The 17,598-nt window shown below is 29.9% G+C and carries 17 protein-coding genes; 12 read left to right on the forward strand and 5 right to left on the reverse strand.

Translation table 11 applies throughout. From position 1 onward, the window contains the following. Positions 1–35: 35 nt before the first annotated feature. The gene (locus tag Mjas_RS07400) at positions 36–1,397 is read right to left on the reverse strand and encodes an ABC transporter substrate-binding protein (protein WP_421077526.1); all 1,362 of its coding nucleotides are present in this window, start codon (positions 1,395–1,397) and stop codon (positions 36–38) included. A 173-nt stretch (positions 1,398–1,570) separates the two neighbouring features. Between Mjas_RS07400 and Mjas_RS07405 the strand changes: the two genes are divergently transcribed. From Mjas_RS07405 to Mjas_RS07430, 6 genes are all read left to right on the forward strand, one after another. Next, the gene (locus Mjas_RS07405) at positions 1,571–2,128 is read left to right on the forward strand and encodes a cellulosome anchoring protein cohesin region (RefSeq protein WP_421077527.1); all 558 of its coding nucleotides are present in this window, start codon (positions 1,571–1,573) and stop codon (positions 2,126–2,128) included. Further along, a complete protein-coding gene (locus tag Mjas_RS07410) occupies positions 2,129–2,998 on the forward strand; it encodes a hypothetical protein (protein ID WP_421077528.1) in 870 nt (289 codons plus the stop codon). Beyond that, positions 2,995–5,076 (forward strand): PKD domain-containing protein, encoded by a 2,082-nt coding sequence (locus tag Mjas_RS07415; protein ID WP_421077529.1) that lies wholly within the window; start codon positions 2,995–2,997, stop codon positions 5,074–5,076. The genes Mjas_RS07410 and Mjas_RS07415 overlap by 4 nt, the downstream gene beginning before the upstream one ends. Before the next feature lie 191 nt (positions 5,077–5,267). Beyond that, positions 5,268–6,533, forward strand: coding sequence for an ABC transporter substrate-binding protein (locus Mjas_RS07420; protein WP_421077530.1), 1,266 nt, complete (start codon positions 5,268–5,270; stop codon positions 6,531–6,533). 144 nt (positions 6,534–6,677) lie between these two features. Beyond that, complete coding sequence (locus Mjas_RS07425; protein ID WP_421077531.1) at positions 6,678–7,472, forward strand: HD domain-containing protein; 795 nt, start codon at positions 6,678–6,680, stop codon at positions 7,470–7,472. 40 nt (positions 7,473–7,512) lie between these two features. After that, entirely contained in the window at positions 7,513–7,899 is a 387-nt protein-coding gene (locus Mjas_RS07430) for a YcgN family cysteine cluster protein (protein WP_421077532.1), read from the forward strand. A 4-nt stretch (positions 7,900–7,903) separates the two neighbouring features. Here the strand turns inward: Mjas_RS07430 and Mjas_RS07435 are convergent, their stop codons facing one another. From Mjas_RS07435 to Mjas_RS07450, 4 genes are all read right to left on the reverse strand, one after another. After that, positions 7,904–8,626: a hypothetical protein gene (locus tag Mjas_RS07435; protein ID WP_421077533.1), complete on the reverse strand. Its 723-nt coding sequence runs from the start codon at positions 8,624–8,626 to the stop codon at positions 7,904–7,906. Between the two features lie 39 nt (positions 8,627–8,665). After that, entirely contained in the window at positions 8,666–9,640 is a 975-nt protein-coding gene (gene fen / locus Mjas_RS07440; RefSeq protein WP_421077534.1) for a flap endonuclease-1, read from the reverse strand. A gap of 193 nt (positions 9,641–9,833) precedes the next feature. Further along, positions 9,834–11,087, reverse strand: coding sequence for a TldD/PmbA family protein (locus Mjas_RS07445; protein ID WP_421077535.1), 1,254 nt, complete (start codon positions 11,085–11,087; stop codon positions 9,834–9,836). An 83-nt stretch (positions 11,088–11,170) separates the two neighbouring features. Beyond that, a complete protein-coding gene (locus Mjas_RS07450; protein ID WP_421077536.1) occupies positions 11,171–12,421 on the reverse strand; it encodes an LL-diaminopimelate aminotransferase in 1,251 nt (416 codons plus the stop codon). Positions 12,422–12,661: 240 nt separating this feature from the next. On the opposite strand from Mjas_RS07450, the gene Mjas_RS07455 reads away from it, so the two are divergent. From Mjas_RS07455 to Mjas_RS07480, 6 genes are all read left to right on the forward strand, one after another. Further along, positions 12,662–13,255, forward strand: a complete 594-nt coding sequence (locus tag Mjas_RS07455; protein WP_421077537.1) for a hypothetical protein — start codon at positions 12,662–12,664, stop codon at positions 13,253–13,255. Beyond that, complete coding sequence (locus Mjas_RS07460; RefSeq protein WP_421078603.1) at positions 13,195–13,599, forward strand: transposase; 405 nt, start codon at positions 13,195–13,197, stop codon at positions 13,597–13,599. Before Mjas_RS07455 ends, Mjas_RS07460 begins: the two co-directional genes overlap by 61 nt. A gap of 149 nt (positions 13,600–13,748) precedes the next feature. Next, the gene (locus Mjas_RS07465) at positions 13,749–15,182 is read left to right on the forward strand and encodes an FAD-dependent oxidoreductase (RefSeq protein ID WP_421077538.1); all 1,434 of its coding nucleotides are present in this window, start codon (positions 13,749–13,751) and stop codon (positions 15,180–15,182) included. Between the two features lie 109 nt (positions 15,183–15,291). Next, on the forward strand, positions 15,292–15,846 hold the full coding sequence (hpt, locus tag Mjas_RS07470; RefSeq protein ID WP_421078604.1) for a hypoxanthine/guanine phosphoribosyltransferase: 555 nt from the start codon (positions 15,292–15,294) through the stop codon (positions 15,844–15,846). Positions 15,847–15,898: 52 nt separating this feature from the next. Then, entirely contained in the window at positions 15,899–16,606 is a 708-nt protein-coding gene (locus Mjas_RS07475) for a UPF0489 family protein (RefSeq protein WP_421078605.1), read from the forward strand. A gap of 135 nt (positions 16,607–16,741) precedes the next feature. Next, positions 16,742–17,356 (forward strand): fumarylacetoacetate hydrolase family protein, encoded by a 615-nt coding sequence (locus Mjas_RS07480; protein ID WP_421077539.1) that lies wholly within the window; start codon positions 16,742–16,744, stop codon positions 17,354–17,356. Positions 17,357–17,598 lie beyond the last annotated feature (242 nt).

Here is a 17,598-nt window from a genome sequence, read left to right on the forward strand (position 1 = left end):
GTATCACCCAAAAAATCAAAAAATAATTAATTAATTCAATTTGCAGTATATGCTGTTGCTGTTCCCGTATCTGGGTCATATTTAAGGAAGTAATGTGTAGTTCTTCCGCTGAATGCATCTGGGTGTATGATTGTTCCCAAATCCATCAACACCTGGTCAGTATTCATAAGTCCGAGTTGCCAGTAATCTTCACTTATACAGAATAATTTACCATTTTGAACTGATTTAAATGTGTCATATCCGGGATGGTCATCTTTGAAGTTTGATAGCCAGTTTGTATTTGATGGCACGACCCAAATATCAGCATTTTTTGCTCTCTCTGCAAATGTTTCATAGTCAATCTTTGCACTGCCTGTTCCAGGATAATCGCTAAATATATAATCCCCATGGCAGTCATCCATTATTCCCTTAGCTACATAGGATTGAGCCTTAGGCACATAGGTTCCACCATAGGATGGGTAATTTTTACCCCATGCAACTAGAACAGGTTCTTTACCTCTTGTTAATCTTCTAACATTTAATGCCTTCTTTTCAACCTTTGTGAAGTATTTGCTTGCCACATCCTCTTTGTTGTAAAATGCGGCAAACATCTTAACCCATTCACATCTTGAGATATATGAGTCTTCTAAATATTCTGCATCCGCAATATAGGTAATATTCAAATCTTTACATTTTGCAATAATGGCATCTCCACTGTATCCAGGATAAACGAATACAGCCTGTGGAGATATGTTTATTATTTTGTCATAGTTTGGACTGTATGATGAACCAACATCAACTATGGAGCCGTTATCAAGCCCCTGTTTAATATCGTCGAAATACCACGTGTAGCTTCCGCCCCACATGATTCCTTTAACTGAATCAATTACTGAACCGTCATTGTTCAATGGCTCCATTAATGCTATCTGTGTAGAGCTCATCACAACGACATTTGTTAATGGAACATCTAGGATTTTATCATACTTTCCATCCGCCCAGGTTGGTATGGATTGAGATGCATTTTTTAATAAGAATTTCTGCCCTGTGGCATCTTCAACTATTTTATAGGAGTATGCATCGCCGTTGTATGGATTTACTTCATTTCCATTTTCGTCATAGTAAGTAATTTTTATGTCTTTGGCGTAGTGAATAGGTTCTCTCATTTTATCATAGTTTTTGAAGAGATAAACTACATCTGCAATATCTATTGAATTATCAGCGTTTAAATCTCCATCTTCAAGGTCGAGATTTCTATTTTTGAAGAGATAAACTACATCTGCAATATCTATTGAACCATCTGCATTTACATCGCCTAATCTATGGTTGTAATCCCCATCTGCGAATGTTGGGGAAATACATATTAATAAAGATAATACACTAAGTATTATCATGGGATGAGTATTTATATTTTTCGACATATTACATCACCCAAAAAGTTTTTAAAGTAATATTCTAATCATATATTGTATTTTATTTAATATTATACAAGAAAAGTTTAAAAAAATTCATAATATTTATATATTACGGTTTAATTTATAATATATAAACATATGTTTAATATACTAAAAAATATTATATGAGTGGCGATATTATGAAAAAAACTGTATTTTTTATTACCATATTCCTTCTATCAATCCCAATAGTATTGGCAGATGATGTAAATCTAAATGTAGATATGCCCAACAAGGTTAGTAAAGGAGATAATTTTACCATTAATATAGATGTTAATTTAAAAAATAAGGACATATTAGGTTTTGAATGCACAGTGAAAATTCCTATCGAAAAAGTTGATGATATAAAAATAACAGGCATTGCAGGAAATGAAGAACTAAAAAAAGAAGCAGGGAAATTTTACGAAATTAAAAAGAAAGATTCATCAGTATCTATAAGATTTACCACTTTTGGAAAGCCATTAAATTCAGATTTTCATTTAATGACTATAAATGCAACAGCTTTAAAAGAAGGTAATGTGACATTTACATTTAAATCGATAGCATCTGATGAAAATGGACATAGGATTCCAGTTGATAAAAAAACTACCGATTTGATAATAGTTGATAACAACAAAACAGTTGAATCCGATGAAAATTTTTTATTATCAATAATTGATGCCATAACGAATTTTTTAAAATCCATACTTGGTGGTTAAATGAAAATAAATAAATTATTAATTATACCTATTTTTTTGATATTATTTACTGAAAATTTTGCATTGGATGATATCATTGTGAAATTAACCCCTGATAACATAGAAACTAATGGAGATTTGGTAAATTTTAATATTACAGTTGAAAATATACCTCCAAAGGAAAGTTTAGGCATGCCATCATCATATAGTGACTCAGAAATAAAAGACGGTGGATGTCAAGGCGTGGATATTTGTATAAATTATTCGAAGGATTATCTAAGCCCCATTGGATTTAATTGGAGCGATAAGTGTAAGGATGTTAAAATAAAGGAATATAAATTCGAAGATGGAATTTTTTATTTATCCATAATGTTTGATGAGATAATATATGATAATACCATAAACCTCGGGACAATAACCTTTAACCCCATAAAAAAAGGAGAAACTAACTTGAATGTTAGTGGTAAGGTGAGCTCCGAATGGGGCGTTAAATATGATAGTGATAATATGTATTGGCGTAACTATGGTGAAACATCACAATATAAAGAGCCTTATCCTAACACTAAATTTTATGGCGCCACAGTAAATATTAAGGAAATAGGAAATTACACAGGTTCTGCTAATTTAAATGGAGAATTGAATGACAATATAGTTTCATCATCTTCGTCTTCATCGACAATAATTAACAATGTAAATGTAATCACAAACCAAAGTGTGCCTGAAATTATTGTAAAGGAAATAAATATTTCAGAGGAGAAGCCGAATATAACGGTTATAATAAACACTGATGGAAAAAATGGTTTAGATTATAATTTATTAGCGTCTATTTTTGTTGGAGGTATTTTTTCAGGAATTACATTTGGATTATTATTTAGAAGGATGATACCATGAAATACATAATTTTATTTTTATCCTTTTTTGTTTTTCTATCAGGAGTATGTGGTGAAAATGTATCCGTAGAATTGACCCCAGAGAGTATAAATGCCTATGTTGGAGATACCTTTAATTTAGATTTAGTTGTAAAAAATGTCCCTGCTGATACAAAATGTGGTGGATTTGAAACTACTATATCTTATGATTCAAGTATTTTGAATTTAACGAACATTACGTTAAGTGGTACATCCAATACTGCAAATTTAAAAACAGTAGATGTTTCATCTGGAAAAATAAGTCTATTGTGGATGTCTAATGAACCCTATGGTAACTTCACAGTAGCAACATTATCATTTAAGGCGTTAAAGGATGGAAATGATTCAGTAGATTTAACTCAAACTTCTGTATCTGATGCCAATGGGGTAAAATATTACATAACTTTAAAAAATTCAAACATAACAATAAATCCATTAAACCAGACCTTAGGAACCATTACATTAAAAGATTTTGACCTGAATAAAAATATTGATGCAGTTTTATCCATAACTGGGGCAAAAACTCCTATAAAGAATATTTCAGGTAGCATTTCATTTAAAAATATAACAATAGAAAACAGCCCTACCCTAATGGACATATTTTGTAATAATTTCAGCTATACCATATATAATAACAATATTTCATTTTTTATCATTCCAAATGAAAAGGATGAGAATAAAACCATATTCAATCTTTTAAAAATACCAGTAAATGTCAATAATGCTAACTATAACATTTCAATGAATTTAACGATAAATGGAGAGCAGATTAAGAACATAACAATAAAAACAGAAGAAGAACAGGAAAATATCTCAGAGTATAAGGGATTAATGTTCTACGTAGATTCTGGATACAATGAAGAAACAAATATCTCAATAGGCTACTCAAAAGAAATTAAGTTAAAAGTATGCAATATTGACAAAAATTTGACAAATTTTTCAGGATATCTCTTCATAAATAATTCATTATTTGATGTTTCAGATTATGGAATTTCAGAATATTCTGACATATATGATAGAATAAACACTTCAAATATTACCTTTAATAACAGCTACCTGTATTTCAACATTTCACTAATAAACGGAACAAATGGGACATTTAGTATTTTAAAGTTTAAATTGTCTCCAAAGATTAATGAAAATATTTCTTCAATAATATATCTTGAAAATCTATCTATATACGCAAATGATACAAAAATAAACTTATCAGTTAAAAATTTAACAGTAAATATTGTAAAGAGGGAATCCAATAATCCACCAAAATTAAAAATAGCCTACAAAATAGTTAATAACAAAGAAGTGCATTTTTATGCCTTAGGTTATGATGAGGATAACGACGATTTAAAATATGTATGGGATTTTGGAGATGGGAAAAACTCAACAGAGGAAAATCCAATTCATATATATTCAAATTATTCAATATATAAAATAAGATGTATTGTTAATGACCCATTAAATGGAACAGACGAAGTGGAAGGAATTATCTCCATTAAAAATATTAATCCAGTAAATTATACAATTTCCAATGATTCCTTCATGCTGGACAAGGAAAATGAAAATAAAACCATTTATTTAAATATAACCTTAAAAAATCCATTAAATTATAAAGTTGATGGGTATATCAATTTTATGGATTACGGAAATAATTATCATCCGCCAAAAACCCAGTATCACATTATATTAAATCCAAATGGAACAAAAAATCTTATTATTCCAATAAATGTGTCAAAATCATGCAAAATTAAATGGAATGTTGTTTATTATCCAAATATACGAAATAACGCAAACAGCAAAATAGATATCATATTCTATCAGTGGGATTTTGAAAAAAAGATAGAATTTAAATCCAAACCACCGATGGTAATAAACAATTATACAAAAGTCATAAACTTCAACAATACAAAGGTAATATTGAAGGTAAATAAAGTTGAGACCGTTAGGAACTATGTTATAAACAAAACCATAACAACTACAAGTCAAAACTCTATACCATACTATTCATTTGCGTTATTATTTGGATTTATAGTGGGAGTAATATTAATTAGATTTAAAATTAAATAATTATTTTTTAATATTTTTTATACATACTCAAATATTAATTAAATAAAAATAATTTTTTTAATATATTTAATACCAGTTTAATAATTATTTAAAATTGAATGGTAAATTTTAAATACTATTTTAATTACTATAATATTACTATAATATAAATATTTAATTAATTATTACCAATTAGATAAAAAGGTGTTATTATGAAGAGAATATTAATACTCTCTATTTTGACATTAATATCGCTGATTCCCGCAACAATGGGAGCAGAAATAGGAGATGTAAATAACGATGGTTCAATAGATATTGCAGATGTGGTTTATCTGTTCAAGAACAGAAACCTTGACCTTGAAGATGGAGATTTGAACTGCGATAATTCCATAGATATTGCAGATGTGGTTTATCTCTTCAAAAACTACGATACATTTAGAAGTCCAGTTGTATTTGCTAAAACATTTAAATTAGAGCCGCACTGGGATGAAGGATATTGTTATATGGAAGATTCAAAAGGATACAAATTTGTTTTATTAAAAGAAGGTGCAACACCACCAAATATTCCTGATGCAAAGGTAATCACAACACCAGTGAAAAGCATAGATACTATATTTTACTGCCCAATTGTTTCAACAGCTGATGTATTAAACGATTCCTCATGCTATGATACAATAAAAGGAGTTCCGAGCTCCGTCTTGAAATATTCATCGGAGCTCACAAAAAGATACGACGAAGGTAAGGTTGCAAATATTGGTACATCATCCAGTATGAATTATGAAGTAGTAGTTAATACAACTCCTGATATTGTATTCTTAGGAGATTGGTCGTCCCATGACACAATGGAAGCTAAATTGAAAGAATTGGGAATTACTGTATCAAGGTTCTACACATATGATGAACCAACATTCTTAGGAAGGATAGAGTGGGTGAAATATGCCGCTGCCTTCTGGGGAGAAGACAAATACAACAAAACAAACGATTACTTCCAAAGTGCATGGAAGAAGAAGAACGAGTTGTTAAGGACAACAAGAAACGCAAAAGACTACCCAAAAGTTGTTAATTTCTGGAAATATAGCGATACAAGCACGCCAAGTATTCCACAGGCTCAAAATTTTTACAGTAAGTTAATAAATGATTTCAGAGGAGATTATGCATTTAATGACATACCTGGAACAGGTTCTGAAAAATTAGATACTGAAACATTTATGGAAAGGGCAACGAATGCTGATGTTGTCATATTAAGACAGTGTAGTGATATAAAAACAAAAGAAGACTTATTGGCTAAATATCCAACATCAGGCTTTGAAAACTTCAATGCGTATAAAAATGGAAGATTCTATGTTTCAAAACCTGATTATTATATATGGGAAGCAAAAGACCCGATTGGATATATGGAGGACTATGCCAAGATGGTTCATCCAGAATTATTCCCTAATGGAGATAGTGATTTAAAATACTACATTAAGCTTCAATAAATCTTTATTTTATTAAATAAAATGAAATTATTTTTTATTTCTATTTCTATTTTTTACTATTTCATTTTGTTTTTATATGTTTAAACATAATTTTTTTATATATAGTTTAAAATAAATAATTTTATAGACTTATAACGTGGAATAATGAAAACGATGCAAAAATATTCGGTATTTGTAAATTGGTTTAAAGATTATGTAAGCAAATATAATTTAGACCCAAAAGACCAAGAAAACATAAATTTAAAAATTTACCATACTTACCGCGTATGCGATGAAATAACTGATATTGGAAATAGTTTAAACCTAAATGAGCTCGACATGTTTTTAGCAAAAACTATTGCATTATTCCATGACATCGGAAGATTTGAACAGTATGCAAAATATAAAACATTTTCAGATGCTAAATCCGAAGACCATGCATTATTGGGTATAAAAATACTATTGGAGAATAATATACTAGGGGAGCTCGACAACTCTCATGTTGAAATAATTATAAATGCAATTAAATATCACAACAAAGCAAAAATACCCAATAACTTAGATGCTAAAAGTTTATTATTTGCAAAACTAATTCGTGATGCAGATAAACTGGATATTTGGCGTGTTGTGATTGATTATTATGAAAAAAAATCAGACAATGAAAAAATTGGGCTTGGATTTTTGGATGAACCATATATCTCTGATGAAACATACTACGCTGTAAAAAATAAGGAAATTGTGGGATATGAGAAAGTAAAAACCATCAATGATTTAAAATTGCTCCAAATGGCATGGATTTATGATATAAACTTCCATAGAACCTTTGAAATAATAAAGGAAAGAAATTATTTAAAAAGGATATATAATACATTGCCAAAATCTGAAAAAACATATAATATTTATAAAGACATGAAAAACTATCTAAATAATATATTAAAGAATAACATAAGAAAAAAATGAAAAGAAAAAATAAATAAATAAAAATAAATTTGATGATACTATGGATTTATTTCATTCAAAATATAAAACACTAAAATACAATCGAGATATGGTAATTAAAATAAGCGGTGAGCTCTTCCCAGATGAGCTCTGTGAAAGATGTGGTAGGTGTTGCATAGTAAATGTTTTTAAGGATTCGGACGGCGTTCCTGTAATAATCTACTGTGAGCATTTTGATAAAGAAACGAAACTATGTAGAATATACTACGACAGATTTAAAAAAGAAAAAACCTGCCTATCCATGATGGAAGCAATAATGGCTCAGGCGTTGCCTAAGGACTGCCCTTATGTAAAAAATTTAAAAAACTACATAGAACCGAGATGCTATGAACTGTTAAGGAGCTATGAAAAAACAATGAAAAAAGAAATAACCGAAGGGGAAGAGTAATAATTTATATACTCGTAAGATACCCCCTGAGCTCGTCAATAGTCATTCTCTCCTTTGCATGTTCTATTGGTATGATGTATATGAATTTTGGTTTATGGGGCTCCCCTTTTAACCCCAATATTATTACATCAACTTCTGGTTTATTATCATACAATCGTATAATTTCATTTATTGGATAGGATTTCTTATAAACGGGATAAACTAATTTATCATTATAATACAGTAAATTATTTTCAAATTTAAGCCCCTTTTCTATCAAGTATGTAATGAACCCTTTTGTTTCTGAATCTTCTGGAATAATCTTAATACCATCTTCTTCAATTGCTATTGGAGGTATTTCTTTTATCATATTATTGTCTTTATCATCTTTATTATTATCTTTTACAGATATTGTTAATTTGCTTTCTTCTGGCTTTTGTCCTTTCTTTTTATTTTGTATTCCCTGTTTTTTCTCCTTTTCGGATTCTATTGAAATGGATTTTGCAAAATGTATTTTTACCTCTCCGTTTTGTGATTCATTCTTTATTTTTATTTTCTTCTTATTAATATTCTTTATAAATTCTTTAATAGATTTTTTAAACTTTCTATATCCTAAATAAATCAATATCAATAATACTGCTCCGATGAATAGGGGCGATAGAAGTATTGCCAAAATCATTAGTAAAGTGAGCAGTAATAATATAGCAATAATCCCAGAAACCCCATCTAATCGATATACTTTAAACATATTATCACACATTAACTTAATATTTATATTTATATAAATCTAAAACCACGATTCAAGAGTGGTTTGGCTTTTTTTCTTATTGACCATTTTTTCCAGTTTTTTAATAGATGGCATAATTCTATCCTCTGAAAAATCATTCTCTTCAATTAAAAATTCTTTTAATCCTTCAATGTCGGGAGCTCCCAATTTCAAATCATAATCATCAGTTATTTTTGGATTTTTAAATATATTTTTTATCACTTCATAGTTATCAATATCCTTTATATACTCTTCCATTTTATTGTTTTTTACTATATCTAATGCTTTTTTAGGACCAATTCCCTTAATGCCCCCCATGTTATAATCCGTTCCAATCAATATTGCCATATCTATGAGATTATCAAGTGATATATTTAGAGCTCCTAAAACTTCATCCAATTCAATTAACTCCACTGGTTTGTTTGATGCCGTGATGTTTCTAACAGTTCTCGGAGCTCCGTATAATAGGGCATCGTAATCCTGACTTACAACCGCATAGGCATCTCCTTTTTTTACCATGTATGAGCACTGTGCCTCTCCTTCTGATGGTGCATTTATGTAAGGAATTCCCATTAAATCTAAAAGCTTTTTTGAATTTTCAACAACCTTTGGTTCTAAATAATTGATTCTTTTTGCATATTTCTGCATGTCTTCTACATTCCCTTCCTCTTTTGCCTTTATATAGTCATCCAGTGCTTTTTCCTTTACCTTTTTTCTTTCCTCTCTTGTTTTAGTTTTTAATTCCGGCGGTTTTCCATCAAATACCCACACCGGCGTAATGTCATTTTCAAGCATATATACATTCTTATAAAATATACCGTTGTATGTTGAAGTGATTTCCCCTTTTGAATTCCTAAGGGGGCTTCCATCCCTTAACCTTATACTTGATAGAAATTGATATAATATGTTCATGGAATCAATTGCTATGGTTTTATTCTTTAAATCCTTTAACGATATTTCTTTTTTTGGGATTAATTCATTAAACTGCACTCCCATTTTATTCACCAAGATGTTTGTTAAATTCATAAAAATATGGTTTTTTGATTATTATCAGTAGTAAATTATAATTAAATTATAACATAACCTAAATTTCGTTTAAATTTCTTATTTTTTCCTTTAAATAGCATACTGAGCTCTAAATGTATGATAAAAATATTATAAATTATTATATTATTATTTATACTCATCATTATATAATTATCTTCCCATTCATTAACAAAGGCGGTGAAATAAGCTTTCCACGCTGTTCTACCCTATCCAATGGAATGGCATCTTTAAGAATTTCAAATATGTTTCCAGAAAGCATACCTTTTTTAACTGGTATTTTTTCACCGTTTTTTACTATGTAGCTGTTGCTTATTTCAACTGAAAAGTCCCCGGTAATAGGATTTGAAGTATGGCATCCAATAAGCCCATTTATATATAAATATTCGTCAAAATTATCGATTTTTTCAACTGGTTCTATTATAAAGTTTGAAGCTGAAACACTTGGCAAACTGCTGTATCCTCTCATTCCGTTTCCTGTGGATTCCTTTCCTTCGATATTCGCCCTTTTTATGTCATATAAATAGTTCTTTAAAACACCATCTTCCACAAGAACAGTTCTTTTTGTTGGTGTTCCTTCACCATCAACTTTGGCAGAATATAAACCATTGTCCAGAGCTCCGTCATCAATGATATTAATGTTCTCCCCAAATATTTCTTCTCCAATTTTTCCAGCAAGAACAGACCTGTTTCTCTGGACATTCTCAGCATTGAAGGATGGTATAAGCGTATATCCTAAAAGAGAACTTAACGCCCTTGTGGTTAATACAATATTTCCTTCGTATTCGGTTTTAATGCTCTTTGGTAGTGTCAGTAGTTCTTTAACGGTATTTGCTATTTCTTCAACATTAAATTTATAGGTTCTTGTTAAATAATCATAAGCTGTTTCGTTGTCTTTTATTCCAGAAATTGATGCTGAATAGTGTGTAAATTCCTCTTCAACATCCAATCCTTTTGAATTTACTATTCTATTGTATTCATAGGATTTACTTACGCCTCCGCCTGTAATGGTAATGCCACTTTCCGCCAATATATCTTTCATGGTGATTAAATCATCTATAAGCTCTTTTTCATCCATATTTATAATATCTTTGTAAAACATCCCCTTTGGATTTGGATATTTTTCTGCGAGCTCCGGGAAGTTGGTATATTCATCGGGAACAAGGTTTTCCATAGCTTTATAAATTACCTTTTCATTTTCTTCCGATGAAAATGCAAAGCCAATTTTTTTATCCTTTAATACCCTTACACCAATGCCGAAATCCTTATTTTCTTCCACACTGTCTAAACTATCTCCATCTAAATCTGCACTTGTGCTGTCTGATTTTGATAAAAAAATATCTACTTCAAAACCGTTTTTTTCTCCGATTTTTAATATTTTATCTATTAAATGTTCCATAATTACACCTAAAAATCTTTTAAAAAATAAAAAAGAAAAAATAAAATTTTTATAAAAAATAATAAATAAAGTATTAATAAAAATTATTCAAATACAAACTCAATTTCTGACAGTCTTCTTTTTACTTCATTTAATATTCTGTCTTCTTCTTCCTCTGATACTTCTCCATCTTTAAATGCTGGGAAACATGCCGCTAATCTTACAAAGCTTCCTGCATCATCCCATGGAACTGTTGAAATTAGCTTTTCTTTTATTAAATACTGTGAGAACTCCTCAGCGTTGTTGAATACGATGCCGTCCTTTGTTCCTTTTGGTATTTTTAAGTATAGATAGAATGTTCCGCCCGGCATTTTAGCATCAAATCCTAATTCATTGAATATCTCTACCATCTTTTTTAATCTTCTTTCGTATTTCTGTCTTGTTCTTTCGGTGATTTCTGGATGCTTTAAACAGTATATTCCTGCCTTTTGAATTGGTATAAACTGACCACTATCGAAATTATCCTTAACTGTTGCAAAACCTTTTACTATTAACTCGTTTCCAACTACAAATGCCAATCTCCAACCTGTCATGTTGTATGCCTTTGAGAAACTGTGGATTTCCACACCAACATCCTTTGCACCATCTACTGATAAAAATGATAATGGCTTACCGTTGTAGGTGAGAGCTCCGTAAGCTGCATCCTGAACAACAATTATGTTGTTTTCTTTTGCAAATTCAACAACTTCCTTGTAAAATTCCACAGTTGCCTGAGCTCCGGTGGGGTTGTTTGGGTAGTTTAAGTATAATATTTTTGCCCTCTTTTTTACGTCCTCTGGGATGCTTTCTAAATCTGGTAAAAATCCATTTTCTTCAAGCAATGGGAGTTTATAAACTTCTCCACCATACCATTCTGTGTGTGTGGCAGTTACTGGATAACCTGGAACAGTCATAAGTGTAATATCTCCCGGATTTATGAAAACTGATGTAATGTATGCCAATGCTGGTTTTGAGCCAATTGAGTGTATTACTTCATTTACTGGGTCAATACCTTTAACGCCATATACATTTTCCATATATTCAACAACAGCATCCTTTAACTCTTGAATTCCGTTGTCTGCGTATCCTCTGTTTTCGTGTTTTTTCGCCTCTTCATATAATGTTTCTATTACTTCTGGGTCTGCCATTTCGTCAGGTTCCCCAACTCCCATGTCTATCAATTCAACATCTGGAAACCTTTTTTTTGCTTCCATCTTTGCTCTTTTTATCTTTTCAAACTTGTAAATTACATCCTCTTTACCGAAATTTTTTCCTCCAATTCTCTCAGCAAATAGATTTTGAATATAGCTTTCCATATTAACACCTTATTTTAATTTTATTATAGGATTTGTTATGTTATTTTATTAATTATATTATTTTTTATTAATTTTACTATTCTTATAATATTATATTTCTATTTTTTTATGTTGTATTTAATTATATATTTATTTATAAAATTTAAATATCATCATTGTTTTATTATAACCTTAGTTCCCATCAAACATATAACTATATAAATGTAGTAGCAATAATCCAATAAAAAAGGAGATAAAAATATGTTTATGTTTCCATTTTTAGCAAGTTGGATAAAGTGTAGTAGTAATAATCTAATAAAAAAGGAGATAAAAATGAAAAAATCAAAGGTTCCTAATATTAAGCGTTTGATTCAAATTATGCGTTCCAAATTTTATCCAATTATAAGGAGGTATGAATCACCATACCTCCGCAGAGAAATTATATCGCTCTTGGACTTAATAATCTTTTCGGTTTTATGTATGATATACTTCTCAGGAGTATATAAGAGAGGGTACGAAATTTTAATAGATGCTTTTGAATTATTTCCAAAAATAAGATATAACAAACTGGTTGAACGGATAAATAGGTATGAATCTTTATTATTTAAAATTCAAAAAACATTTCTGAATAAGAACTGCCTATTGTTTATAGATACGATTCCAATTGAAACTAAGCAGATTATAAGAAAGAACAGGCATGAAAAAATTGGATACTCAGAAATCATTAAAAAAGGGGTGCAGTTGGATACAATTCTTCAAAAAAACGCTGGTATTTTGGATATAAAGCTACCGTTATTACAGACGAGGCTCACTTGTATCTACTGTATATTACACCTGCCAATCAGCATGATTTAGATATCTTAAAAGAAAACCACAAAGAATTTATTAAAGAATTCAGTTATTGCAGTATTATAGGAGATAAGGGTTATATCTCCGAGTATTTTAAAAACCAGTTAAGACATAACCATGTCTATTTAGACAGTATAAAACGAAGAAATATGCTTAAATCCTTCACAGAAAAGATAAAATACCGTAGATTAAATAAGTTAAGAAGGATAATTGAAACAAACTTCTCAAAGTTTGTTGAGAAGTTTCCAAAACATATTAGGGCAGTAAGTAAGAATGGTTTAAGTGTTAAACTCTTACTCTTCACAATTGCTTATAATATTGAAATATTAAATGAAGTTAATTTATATTAATAAATATTTAAGTATGTGATGGGAACTACGGTTATTATATTAATTGTAGTTATACCGCACATATAATTTTTTTATAATTTTTTTATAATTTGTATTCTTGTATTATAATCTTGTATTATAATTAATATAATATTAATATCGGTGAAATTATGAAGATTGTAGTCGTAGGTGGGGGAACATCGGGTTTGTTATCCGCCCTAGCACTTGAAAAGAAAGGTCATGATGTAATAGTCCTTGAAAAAGATAAAATTGGCGGATTATGTAGAAGCGAGCATATAGATGGTTATACTGTTGATATTGGAGTTCATGCCATTACTATGTTAAATGATGGACCGTTGATAAGGTTGTTAAAAAAATATTCAAAATATCTTCCAAATTTTAGACCTTATGGGGATTATTATATCAGAACTGATAAATTACATAATATACCTGTGTCTATGCAGGAATGGACAACCACCCCAATAGTCCCAAACAGGGATAAGATTTTAATTACCACAAAAATAATAGATTTGATGACAAGTGGTTTTTCAAAGGAAACTTCTGTTTATGATGTAATTAAGGATATGAATTTAAGCAAAACATCAATTGATTTTTTTGATACAATATGTTATTTTTTAAGTGGGGAAGATGCTAAAAAAACACCACTGTGGAGATTATTCACCGGTGCAGGATATATACCAGAAGATGACATATTGCCTTTTATATATGAAGATTTAAAAATAAACCCATTAAAAACCGTATTATTCAAAAAATTTAACAGAAATAAAATTATGGACATATTAAACGCTGGTTTTTTATCATCCATAAAAAGTGGTTCTAAAAGATATATCAATAAATTTATAAATAAAAACAGATACTGGACTCAGGGTTATCCTCTCGGAGGAGTTCAATCCATTTGTAATTGTATATTGTATTCCTTAGATAAAACTGATATAAAACAGGAAGAAGTTAAAAAAATCATTGAAACGAGCAATAAAAATAATAAAAATAATAAAAATGGCTATATTGTTAAAACCAATAAAAACAGCTATTATGCGGATGTTGTGATATATTCCGCTCCATCTAGATTACTCCCAGATATTGCAAAAATACCTGAAATTCAAAAAAATAAACACAATTTAAAAAATATAAAATTCACAGAATCATTAACTGTTTGGATAGGTCATGAAGAGAACCCATTCCCATATATGGGTTCAGAGGTTTGGATAGATTATCCGTGCTGGGCAACATGCACCTCAAATTACGATAAAAGTTTAGCACCAGATGGAAAACATTTGCTGGGATTCTCTTTTGTTAATACAAAAAAAGAGGATGCTTTGAATATTATAGAAAATAAATTAAATCTAAATCTAAGTAAAGCGGATATGATTCATTTTCAGGAGCATATTCCTGAGCAGGCATCCTGTGCAGTTAATCAATTCTTTGTTTATCCAAAAGTGAGGGATAATTTTTATGTAGTTGGAACAGATGCCGACCCAAGAAGTATGGGTATTACAAGAGCTGCATATTCTGTTGAGGTAATGTTATCAGAGTTCGAAAATACATTCAGCAAAAATAACAATAATGATAAAGAACAGCAATAATAACGAAAATAACAAGGATAAAATTAAATTAGATAAAAAATTAATATAAAATAAAATATAAAAAATAAATAAAAGATAAAAAAGAAAAAGAAAAAATAAAAACGGTGATATTGTGAAATTATTAGAGGATACCTTAAAATCATGCCCAATTGTAAAAAGAGGAATATATAACTACTTCATACATCCAATATCTGATGGAGTTCCTGTGATGAATCCTCAGTTATTGAGGGAAGTGGCAACAAAAATTATAAAAATTGCCGATATGGATGTCGATAAAATAGTTACGGCTGAAGCCATGGGAATACCAATTGTAACTGCAATATCTCTATATACAGATATTCCTTATGTAATCATGAGGAAAAGGGAATATTTACTTGAAGGGGAAATACCTGTTCATCAGGAGACTGGATACAGTAAAGGCGAATTATATTTAAATGGAATAAATAAGGGGGATAAAGTTTTGATAATTGATGATGTCCTATCCACAGGCGGAACAATGGTTGCAATAATCAAAGCCTTGGAAAGAGCAGGAGCTCACATAAAAGATATTGTTTGTGTAATTGAAAGAGGAAACGGTAAGGAAGAGGTAAAGGAAAAAACAGGTTATGACATAAAAACTCTTGTTAAAATAGATGTAGTAGATGGAAAAGTTATGATTTTATAAAATGATTAAATAATAATTAAAATAAATTATTTTTTGGGATTCTATGGACACTATGAGGATATTAGACATAGATTTGGATTTTTTCCTAAACAAAATAGTGTTTTGGAAAAAGGACAATAAACGATTAAATGAAAAAGAATATATCCCCTGGAAAAAAGAAAAATTAACTGACTTTTTAGAAAATCAGTGTGGATTATCAACAAATAATAAAATCAAAGGGAGAATCATTAAAAAACATCATGAGGCATTTTACTTTTGGAAGGAGCTCATACACAAAAACGAACTTACCACACCATTTGAGGTTGTGCATGTTGATGCCCATGCTGACTTGGGATTGGGGGATATGTCATATAAATATATCATGGAGGAGCTCCTTCATAAACCTGTAAATGAAAGGGATAGTCCTAATCCAAAACACATTTGTGAAGGAAATTATTTGGCATTTTCAATTGCAAATAGGTGGATAGGTAAATTAACATACATCACCCATCCAAAAGGTGGAAATGACCTTTTAAAAGAGCATTTTATGAATTACGACATAAACAGTGGATACATACAAATGAAGAAAATGAAGGATGCAGATAATCCTGACAGCATCCTATCTCTTGAACCAAAGGTAAAGTTTGAAAAAATAGCCCTTGCAGATTTTAAGGATACGGGGGATTTTAACTATATTGTGTTGGCAATTTCACCGCGATATACTCCAAAACGGGCAGATGCACTTATACCAATATTTAAAAAATATATTGATGAAATATAAGATTAATATAATTTAATAGGTTTATAACTTAATAGTTTTAATATTTATTTATAATTTTAATAATTATTTTGGCATGCAATTTAAAAAGATAAAAGAAAATATTTAATAAAAAATTAAAGTTAAATTTGTGATACTATGACATTGAATATAAATCCAACAAAGATAATCTGCGTAGGTTTAAATTATATAGACCATGCGAAAGAATTGAATATGGAAATTCCAGAAGAGCCAATTATATTCCTAAAACCAACATCTTCAATAATATATAACAACGATAAAATAATTATGCCGAAACAATCAAATAGGGTGGATTATGAGGTAGAGCTCGCAGTGGTAATTGGTAAAAAATGTAAAAATGTAAAAAAAGAAGATGCACTAAATTACATTAAGGGATACACCATACTAAACGACATAACAGCAAGAGACCTTCAAGAAAAGGATGGACAATGGACTAGGGCAAAATCATTTGACACATTCTGCCCAATAGGTCCAAAAATAGTTAAAAACATCGATTCACATAATCTAAACATTCAGTTAAAAGTGAATGGGGAAATAAAACAAAAGTCTAACACAAAAAATATGATTTTTACCGTTGAAGAATTGATAGAATTCATATCCTCCATTATGACATTATATCCCGATGATGTAATTTCAACGGGAACTCCTCCAGGTGTCGGAAAATTAAATAATGGAGATATTGTTGAGGCAGAAATTGAAAATATAGGAATTTTGAGAAATTATGTAGTCTGACCCACTCCAACGAATAAATTCGTTGGGTTCATTTGTGGAGTTTAACCTTACAATAGTGGCCAAGCCCCTGCCCTTACTCATTAATGTATTAAATAATTTATTTACGATAAACCGCCGAGAAAGCCAACGACTTTAGTCGTTGGATGAAAGGCGCACATTATATAATCGTAAATAGTAAAATATAAATATGTGAATTCCCATAGTAAGTAATGCTGCCAGTCCAAGTTCTAATGGGTAGGGTT

Source organism: Methanothermococcus jasoni, assembly GCF_049075655.1.
Taxonomy (GTDB): Archaea; AGJL01; Methanococci; order Methanococcales; family Methanococcaceae; genus Methanofervidicoccus.